Origin of the sequence: Rhodococcus sp. A14, from assembly GCF_011603105.1 — a bacterium.
In the GTDB taxonomy this organism is placed as follows: domain Bacteria; phylum Actinomycetota; class Actinomycetes; order Mycobacteriales; family Mycobacteriaceae; genus Rhodococcus_F; species Rhodococcus_F opacus.
Window position 1 is genome coordinate 1 of the sequence record NZ_JAAOQS010000187.1, and the last position, 8,958, is coordinate 8,958.

General features: G+C 67.3%; 6 protein-coding genes. 4 read left to right on the plus strand and 2 right to left on the minus strand.

Features of this window, described 5'->3' with window-relative positions; translation table 11 throughout:
- Positions 1-231 precede the first annotated feature (231 nt).
- The gene (locus G9373_RS43855; protein ID WP_005564842.1) at positions 232-3,210 is read right to left on the minus strand and encodes a UPF0182 family protein; all 2,979 of its coding nucleotides are present in this window, start codon (positions 3,208-3,210) and stop codon (positions 232-234) included.
- Between the two features lie 154 nt (positions 3,211-3,364).
- Between G9373_RS43855 and G9373_RS43860 the strand changes: the two genes are divergently transcribed.
- Positions 3,365-3,976 (plus strand): PPA1309 family protein, encoded by a 612-nt coding sequence (locus G9373_RS43860; protein ID WP_005564840.1) that lies wholly within the window; start codon positions 3,365-3,367, stop codon positions 3,974-3,976.
- A gap of 4 nt (positions 3,977-3,980) precedes the next feature.
- Here G9373_RS43860 and G9373_RS43865 read toward each other — a convergent pair whose 3' ends face one another.
- A complete protein-coding gene (locus G9373_RS43865; protein WP_043788828.1) occupies positions 3,981-5,003 on the minus strand; it encodes a PDZ domain-containing protein in 1,023 nt (340 codons plus the stop codon).
- Between the two features lie 113 nt (positions 5,004-5,116).
- Between G9373_RS43865 and G9373_RS43870 the strand changes: the two genes are divergently transcribed.
- The 3 genes from G9373_RS43870 (at position 5,117) to G9373_RS43880 (ending at position 8,909) form a co-directional block, all read left to right on the plus strand.
- Positions 5,117-6,544, plus strand: coding sequence for a zinc-dependent metalloprotease (locus G9373_RS43870; RefSeq protein WP_054248829.1), 1,428 nt, complete (start codon positions 5,117-5,119; stop codon positions 6,542-6,544).
- Positions 6,545-6,663: 119 nt separating this feature from the next.
- The gene (locus tag G9373_RS43875) at positions 6,664-7,557 is read left to right on the plus strand and encodes a hypothetical protein (RefSeq protein ID WP_133986533.1); all 894 of its coding nucleotides are present in this window, start codon (positions 6,664-6,666) and stop codon (positions 7,555-7,557) included.
- The gene (locus G9373_RS43880; RefSeq protein ID WP_167121084.1) at positions 7,554-8,909 is read left to right on the plus strand and encodes an AarF/UbiB family protein; all 1,356 of its coding nucleotides are present in this window, start codon (positions 7,554-7,556) and stop codon (positions 8,907-8,909) included. The genes G9373_RS43875 and G9373_RS43880 overlap by 4 nt, the downstream gene beginning before the upstream one ends.
- Positions 8,910-8,958: the final 49 nt, after the last annotated feature.

Genomic DNA, 8,958 nt, shown 5'->3' on the forward strand with positions numbered 1-8,958 from the left:
CCGCTCCGGCTCAGGTTCAGGCACCCGCCCCGGTCCAGCCCGCCGCACAGCAGGCGCTCGACGCCGCGCGTCAGGTCGCCGAGCAGAACGGCTACGGACAGCAGTTCCAGCAGCTGGTGGACACCAACCCGCAGCTGGTCGACGCACTGCGCTGATCTTTTGCTCATACGACGAGGCCCTGTCATCCGGTTCGGATGACAGGGCCTCGTTCTCGTTGTGGCCGAGACGCCGCTACTTCGGGATCGCCTCGTACGCGGCGACCGCCTTCTGGACGCGAGCGAGCGCTGCGCCGTAGGCCGCGAAGTCACCGCTGCGCTGCGCCGACGTCAACGCGTCGAGGGATGCGTCCAACTCTGCCACGGCCGCCGAGACATCCGTGCCGGACGGCGGTGTCGCCGGAGCGGTGGGCGCCGGTGCCGCACCCTGATCGACGGGCGGCGTGGTGCCGGTCTCCGGGGGCGTCCCTTCTTCCGCACTGGGTGCCGTCGCCACCGAACCCGTGCCGGCGCCGAACACCTGGTCGAGCGCCTGCGCCAACGTCGGGGCGTACCCGACACGCACACTGTTACTCGGCGGTGGCTCGCGGTAGCTCACCAGCACTCGGGACAGCTGCGGGAACGTCGACGTGTTCGGGCCCGTCGAACTTCGCTCCGTATACATCGGTTCGACATAGAGGATGCCGCCGTCCGCGATCGGCAAGGTCAGCAGGTTGCCGTACTGAATCTTGTTCGATCTCTCGAGCAGGGTTCTCTCCGACGCCACCCGGGGATCCGAGATCATCGAGTTCTGGGTCTGCTGCGGACCCTGGGTCTGCGTGTCCGTCGGCAACTGAAGCACGGTGAACTTGCCGTAATTCTCCGGATCCGACTTCACCGACAGATATGCGGACAGGAACTCGCGACTGTAACCCACCATCGCACTGGTCAGATTGAACGACGGTTTCCCGGTCTCGGGATCACCGACCAGCACGTAGTACGGCGGCTGGTTCGCGCTCGTGTCGATCGTGGGATCGCTCGGAACCGACCAGAACGCGTTGTTGGTGAAGAACTCCTTCGGATCGTCCACGTGGTACTTGGCGAGCATCTCGCGCTGCACCTTGAACAGGTCCTCGGGATAGCGGAAGTGCGCACGCAGTTCGTCGGGAATCGAATCCGCCGGCTGAACCGCATCCGGGAAGACACCCATCCACGCATCGAGCACCGGATCGTTCTGGTCCACCTGGTAGAGCTTCACGGTGCCGTCGTACGCGTCGACGGTGGCCTTCACCGAGTTGCGGATGTAGGACACCTCCTTACGGGGCAGCAGGCGGCCGGTGTTCTGGTCGATGCTGTCCTCGACGAGTCCGTCGAGCGAACTGCGCTGGGCGTACGGGTAGTCCTGCAACGTGGTGTAGGCGTCCACGATCCACACGACCTTGCCGTCGACGACGGCCGGGTACGAGTCGCCGTCCGCGGTCAGCCACGGGGCGACGTGCGTGACCCGGTCCCGCGGGTCCCGGTTGTAGATGATCTTGGAATCCGAACCGATGGCACCGGAGAACAAGATGTTGCGCTCGGTGTACTTGGCCGCGAACGCCAGCCGGTTGAACCAGTTGCCGATCGGCACACCACCGGAACCGGTGTACGTGTAGCGCGAGGTGTCGGTGTCGTACTCGCGCGGGTCCGAACCCTCGGATCCGCCGACGATCGCGTAGTCGGCGTCCGTGTCGGCGATGACCTCGCCGTAGTAGATGCGCGGCTGCTCGACCGGAATGACCTGATTACCCGCCTCCTGCGAGGCGATGTCACTGACCATGTAGACGGGGTAACCGCTGTTGCTGTTCGCGGCTTCCTCCGCGGACTCGCCGGCAGCGGCGTTCACCCGATTCGCGGGGGCCGCGACCAGTCCGTTGCCGTGCGTGTAGACGGTGTGCTTGTTGATCCAGTCCGTCTGGTTACCCGTCAGGCTCTTGGACGACAACTCGCGGGCCGCGACGATGTAGTCACGCAACTGCCCGTCGATGTCGTACCGGTCGATGTCGAGCGTCGGCGGGAACCCGTAGAAGTTCTTCAACTGCTGCTGCTGGGTGAACGTCCGCGACAGGATGTTCGGATCGAGCAGTCGCGTGTTCTCGATGGTCATGACGTCGGCGGGCACGTCCCGCGGCGGCTTCGTGCCGTACCCCTGATAGTCCTGGTACTCGACCTTGTCGTCGGTGATGCCGTACGCCTGCCGCGTGGCGGCGATGTTCCGCTCGATGTACGCGCTCTCCTTGTCGGCGGCGTTGGGACGCACCGAGAACTGCTCGACCACGAGCGGCCATACGGCGCCGACCAGGATCGAGGAGAGCACGAGAAGCGCTGTCGCCATTGCGGGAATCCGCAGATCGCGGAGGAAGATCGCCGCGAAGAACGCGCCCGCGCAGATGACCGCGATGGCCAGCAAGATCAACTTCGCCTGCAGCACCGCATTCATGTCGGTGTAGCTACCACCGGTGAACGTGGGTTCCTTGCGGCTGCTCGACAGCAGCGAGTAACGGTCGAACCAGTACGCGACGGCCTTGAGAAGAATGAACGTTCCCGCGAGCACCGCCAACTGGACGCGCGCCGCATTGGTCAGTGCCCCGCCCCGGCCCGCCAGCTTCAGCCCGCCGAAGATGTAGTGCGTCACCAGGCTCGCGAAGAACGCCAGCAGAACCGCGACGAACAGCCAGTTGAGGACGAAACGGTAGAACGGCAGATCGAACGTGTAGAAGCCGACGTCGAGGCCGAATTCGGGATCGGCGACGCCGAACGCGCCGCCGTTGACGAACAACTGCACCGTCACCCAGCTGGACTGGGCGATCAGCCCGGCGAGCAGTCCCACCGCGATCGGAATGGCCAGGCCGAACAAGCGCAGCCGAGTCATCACCGTGGTCCGGTACCGCGCCACCGGATCGTTGGGACCCGACACCGGGACGAACACCGGCCGCGAACGGTAGGCGAGCAGCAGTGCCAGCCAGACGATTCCGCCGACCACGACCCCGACTACGAGGAAGAGGAGCAGACGGGTGACGAGGACCGTGGTGAACACACCACGGAATCCGACCTCACCGAACCACAACCAGTCCGTGTAGGTACTGATGAGCCGAGGGCCCACCAGCAACAGGGCAGCGACGACAAGCGCCAGCACCAGCAGCACTCGGCTGCGTTTGGACAACGACGGTAAACCTGCGGGGGGCCGCATGCCCACGTGCCACACTCCAAGAACTCGGCGACGCTGTCGCGCCGCGATCAACTGCACCGTTCGTTCGTCCACACCCGAACAGCAAGGGCGTGACCGTTTCGTCCCACTCTACGTAACAACCGAGAGATGCGGCCGTCGGTCCTGTTCCGGGGGTGCGAAGATGGGTCTCGTGAGTGAAGAGAATGTGAACCGAGAGACGGACGCCCTCGCCCGCTGTGTGCGCGAGGTGGTCGAATTCGTCGATGCCGGAGGGTGGGATCAGCCGCCCCAGATGTTCGCACTCGTCCCGACCGAACTGCTCGCGGCCGCCGAACCGAGCCTGCTCGACCAACTCGCCGACGGCGCGGAATTGACCCCGGTGGAACAGGATCCGTTCCCCGACGACATCGACGGCGGGTCGCGCGCACTCGACGAATTCCTCGCCACCACCAGCTGGCCGGAGTCCGTGGTGGGGTGCGCACTCGTTCAGGAGATCGTCGTTCTGCCGCCCGAGGCGGAGTCCGATCTCGACGACGCGCTCGTCCCCCTGCTGTCCGATCGCGACGCCGCCGACGACGCCGCGCGGGCCGCGGCCGAGTCGCATCCCGACCGCCGGTCCGCCCGGTTGATCGCCGCCGTGCTGCGCGACGGACCGTCGTTGTGCCTGATGCAGTTGCGCCCCGACGAGGACGCCGACCCGTACGCAGGGATCGAACTACTCACCTACGACGATCTGGCACCGAACCTCATCAGCGCGTTGTACGCCACCCTCGACGCGACCGAGGAGGACTGACCGCTCAGCAGTGCGGCGCGTCCGCTCCGGTATTGATGGCCTCGAGCGCATCGACGGCTCCGTCGAGGTTCTCGACCTTCACCAGCCGGAGCCCGTCGGGCGCACCCTGGCGTGCCTCGTCGCAGTTCTTCGCCGGCACGAGGAACGTCTCGGCGCCCGCCTCCTCCGCGGCGATCAACTTGTACTTGATGCCGCCGATGGGGCCGACGTCGCCGTCGGAGTCGATCGTGCCGGTGCCGGCCACGAACTTGCCGCCGTTGAGTTCGCCCGGGCTGAGTTTGTCGATCACGGCGAGGGTGAACATGAGCCCTGCCGAGGGGCCGCCCACGTCGGCGAGGTTGAAGTCGATCGTGAACGGGACGTCCGGGATCTCCTCGGGAGTGATCCCCAGGTAGCCCTTGGACTCGTCGTCCGGGCGTGCGCCGAGCGCCACCCGCACCGTCGTCTCGGCGCCGTCGCGCCGGATCACGATCGGCACCTCCGTGTTCGGGGGCACATCGGCCACCGCCTCCTGCACGCCACCGACCGTCGACACCGGCTTTCCGTCGACACTCACCAACACGTCGCCCTCGCGCAGCAGTCCCTGGGAGGGGCCGTCCTCACCGACCTTGGCGATCCGCAGGTTGACCGGCTTGCCCAGGAAGTGGAGTGCCGCGAGTTCCGCGCTGTCCTCCGACTGCTGGAAGTCGGCGTCGTTCTCCTGCTTGACCTCGTCCTTCGACTTGTCCGGCGGGTAGACCTCCTCGCGGGGGACGATGCCCTGGCGCCCACTGGCCCACAATCCGAACGCTTCGAACACGTTGAGGTCGTCGCGCACCGCGACCGTCGTCATGTTGAGGTGGCCGGTGGTGTCGTCGACCTCCGTTCCCTCGATGGCGACGACTTCCTCACCACCTACTTCGCCGAGTGTGTTGAACGTGGGTCCCGGCCCGAGGGCCACGTACGGCACCGTGATCACCGTGCCGAGAATTCCGAGTACCACGATCGGGGCCAGCGCAGCCAGAAGCGTCACGATCCGTCGATTCACCTGGACCAGCGTAGAGCGCGAACCCGCGGACACGACTGTCGGCCGTCCGCGTGTTCGCCGTCAGCGTGACGAGGTGGACAGCCACGGAACCATGCGCCTTGTACCGTTGAGTCATGAGCAATCCGCCCTTCGGCTTCTCCAAACCCGACGACGATCCCGATCGTGACAAGAACACGGGGGATCAGAACGGGCCCGACCGCGACAAGAACGCGGGCGGTTCCGGCGACTTCGGTTTCGGGGCGGGTGGTTTCCCCGCCGGGGGCTTCGACCCGGCCTCCCTCGGCCAGATGCTGACCCAGTTCGGCCAGATGCTGAGCGGGATGGGCACGTCGATGGGGTCCGGTGAGCAGAGCGGCCCGGTCAACTACGAGATCGCGAAGAAACTCGCGCGCCAGCAGATGGGGTCGGTCGCGCCCATCACCCAGGGCAACTCCGAGGCGATCGCCGATGCCTCACGGCTCGCGGAACTGTGGCTCGACGCCGCGACGACGCTGCCGGCGGGCGCGACGAAGACCGTCGCGTGGACGCCCAACGACTGGCTCGACAACACCCTCGACACCTGGAAACGGCTGTGCGACCCGGTCGCGGAGAAGGTGTCCGGCATGTGGGTGCAGGGGCTGCCCGAGGAAGCGCAGCAGATGGCCGGCCCGATGATCGGCATGATGAGCCAGATGGGTGGCCTCGCGTTCGGCTCCCAGCTCGGCCAGGCCCTGGGCCAGTTGTCGAAGGAGGTGCTCACCTCCACCGACATCGGTCTCCCCCTCGGTCCGGCAGGCACGGGCGCACTGCTTCCCGCCGCGGTGGAGCGGTTCAGCAAGGGGCTCGAACAGCCCGACCGCGAGATCCTCGTGTTCCTCGCCGCGCGGGAGGCCGCCTACCAGCGCCTGTACAGCCACGTCCCGTGGCTGCGTCAGCGTCTCCTCGCCACCGTCGAGGAATACGCCCGCGGCATCACGATGGATTTCTCGGCCATCGAGGACATGGCGAAGGGACTCGACCCGTCCGCGCTGACCGATCCGTCGCAGCTCGAGAACATCCTGCAGCAGGGCGCATTCGAACCCCAGACCACACCCGAGCAGAAGCAGGCCCTCGAGCGACTCGAGACACTGCTCGCCCTCATCGAGGGCTGGGTCGAGGTCGTCGTCGCGTCGGCACTGAACGACCGACTCCCCGGCGTCGCCGCCCTCAGCGAGACGCTGCGCCGCAGGCGTGCGACCGGCGGACCCGCCGAACAGACGTTCGCGACGCTCGTCGGACTCGAACTGCGTCCCCGCAAGGTCCGGGAGGCCGCGCAGCTGTGGACTCGCCTCACGTCCGAGTCGACCATCGACGCCCGTGACGGCGTATGGGCCCACCCAGACCTGCTGCCCGACTCGTCCGATCTCGACAGCCCGGATGCGTTCGTCGAACGTGTGCTCGGACGCGGCGACGGCGGCGATTTCGACAATCCGATGGCACAACTGGAGGCAACCGAGGCCCGCGAGCGGGCCGAGGAGGCCGAGCGCGGCAAGTCCGGCAAGGACGACGACCCCGAGTCCTGACCTTCTGACCCCACCAATTTTTCGATAGCGGGAAATCCACAGGTCGAAGCACGTTTCGGCCTGTGGACAACCCGCGTTTTCGGCGCTGATGCCGGGTCGTGGCCTGCGATCCTCAGCGTGTGACCATCCAGCCCACGCGACACGTCGGTGTCACTCTCGATCCCAGGATCGCCGTACTCGTCCGCCCCGACGGGCGCCTGCAGTTCGGCTGGGATCCCGAGCGCGCTCTCGTACTCGCCCCGCCTCCCGGGGTCCGGACCGAGCAACTCCTCGCCGTCGTCCGACTGCTCGACGGCAAGAACTCGCGGCCGCACATCCTGTGGACTGCCGTCGGGTACGGCATTGCGCCCACGGACGTGTCGAAGCTTCTCGGCGACCTCGACCGGGCAGGTCTGATCGATGTCGCCGGGACATCCCCCGTCGCGGACACGATCACGATCCGCGTGCACGGGCGCGGCCCGCTGTCGGATGCGGTGTCGGCCGGGCTCACGGACGGCGGCATCCGGGTATCCCGCTCCTTCCGCTATTCCGCCGACAGCGACGTCCGGCGGTGGAACGCCCTGTGCGTCGTGCTCGCGGACGATCTGGTGGCGGAACCTCGGCTCGTCGCGGATCTGGTCCAGAACGGGACACCGCACCTGCAGGTCCGGCTGCGTGACGGCCGCGGTGTCGTCGGCCCTCTCGTGCTCCCGGGCAACACCAGTTGCCTGCGGTGCGCCGATCTCCTCCGCGCCGCGTACGACGAGGACTGGCCGCACCTGTCCGCTCAGCTCCTCGGGACGGTCGGGCACGCGAGCCCCGCCGTGATCATGGCCACGGCCGCAGTCGCCCTCGGCCAGCTCGAGGCCGTCTTGGCCGCGCCGCGAGGCGCGCCGCCCAGCAGCCTCGACGCGACGCTCGAGATCGATCTCGGGGCGCACCGGCTGGTGACCCGGCGCTGGCCGCGGCAGGCGAGCTGCAGCTGCACGTACCTGGCACCCGCTGCGGGCGAATCGAACCGCCTTCGGTCATGATGCATGATGGTGGGGTGTCCGACATCCCCCGCAGGAGTTCCACCCGCACCGCCAAACTCGCGAGCATCCCGTTGGGGATCGCGGGGCGTGCTGCGATGGGCTTCGGCCGGAAGCTGACCGGCGGCGACAAGGACGAGATCGACGCACAGCTGAGCGCCAAGGCCGCCGAGCAATTGTTCGCGGTCCTCGGCGAACTCAAGGGCGGCGCCATGAAACTCGGGCAGGCGCTCAGCGTCATGGAGGCGGCGATCCCCGAGGAGTTCGCGGAGCCCTACCGTGAATCGCTGAACAAGCTGCAGGCGCAGGCGCCTCCCCTGCCCGCGCGGGCCGTCCACAGAATGCTCGACCAGCAGCTGGGCACCAAGTGGCGTGACCGGTTCCAGTCGTTCGACGACACCCCGACCGCATCGGCCAGCATCGGCCAGGTACACCGCGCGGTCTGGGCCGACGGTCGCGACGTGGCCGTCAAGGTTCAGTACCCCGGCGCCGACGAAGCGCTGCGCGCCGACCTGAAGACGCTCGGCCGATTCGCGGGACTGTTCGCCTCGGTCATGCCCGGCGTCGACGTGCGCCCGGTCATCGACGAGTTCACGGCCCGCACCGAGGAAGAACTCGACTACCGGATCGAGGCGAACAATCAGCGCCGCTTCGCCAAGGTGTACGACGGGGATCCGCAGTTCGCGATTCCGCACGTGGTCGCCAGTGCCCCCAAGGTCGTGGTCACCGAATGGATGTCGGCGAAGCCGCTGTCGGCCATCATCGCCGACGGCACCCCCGAGGAACGCAACACCGCGGGTGCACTGCTCGCGGAGTTCCACTTCGCCTCCCCCACCCGCGTCGGCCTGCTTCACTGCGACCCGCATCCGGGTAACTTCATGCTGCACAGCGACGGCCGCCTCGGTGTCATCGATTTCGGTGCCGCCGCACCGTTTCCGCACGGGCTTCCCCCGGTGCTCGGGTCCATGGTCCGGCTGGCGCTCCACGAGCAGTTCGACGAACTGACGGAGTTGCTGCACGCCAACGGATTCGTCCTGCCCGGCCGAACGGTCACCGACAAGGAGATCGCGGACTACCTGCGTCCCGTCACCGACCCGATCCGCACCGAATCGTTCCACTTCACCCGCGCCTGGCTGCAGAAGGCCGCGGGTTCCGCGACCGACTTCAACAGTGCGCAGTTCCGGACGGCCCGGGCACTGAATCTGCCGGCGGAGTATCTGATGATCTTCCGGGTTCTCGTCGGCTCGGTGGGAATCTGCGCTCAGCTGGACGCATACGCGCCGTACATGGAGATCCTCACGCGGTGGCTCCCCGGGTTCGCCGACCCCGCCCCCGAGGACGAAGACACCGTCTGAGCCCGTAAACACAGAACGGGCGTTCGCCCGGCCCACTCATGTGAGTGGC

Excerpts from the sequence above, each read along its gene's own strand:
- G9373_RS43860 (WP_005564840.1), top strand. The coding sequence starts at position 3,365 with ATGGGTCTCGTGAGTGAAGAGAATGTGAACCGAGAGACGGACGCCCTC.
- G9373_RS43870 (WP_054248829.1), top strand. The coding sequence starts at position 5,117 with ATGAGCAATCCGCCCTTCGGCTTCTCCAAACCCGACGACGATCCCGAT.
- G9373_RS43880 (WP_167121084.1), top strand. The coding sequence starts at position 7,554 with ATGATGCATGATGGTGGGGTGTCCGACATCCCCCGCAGGAGTTCCACC.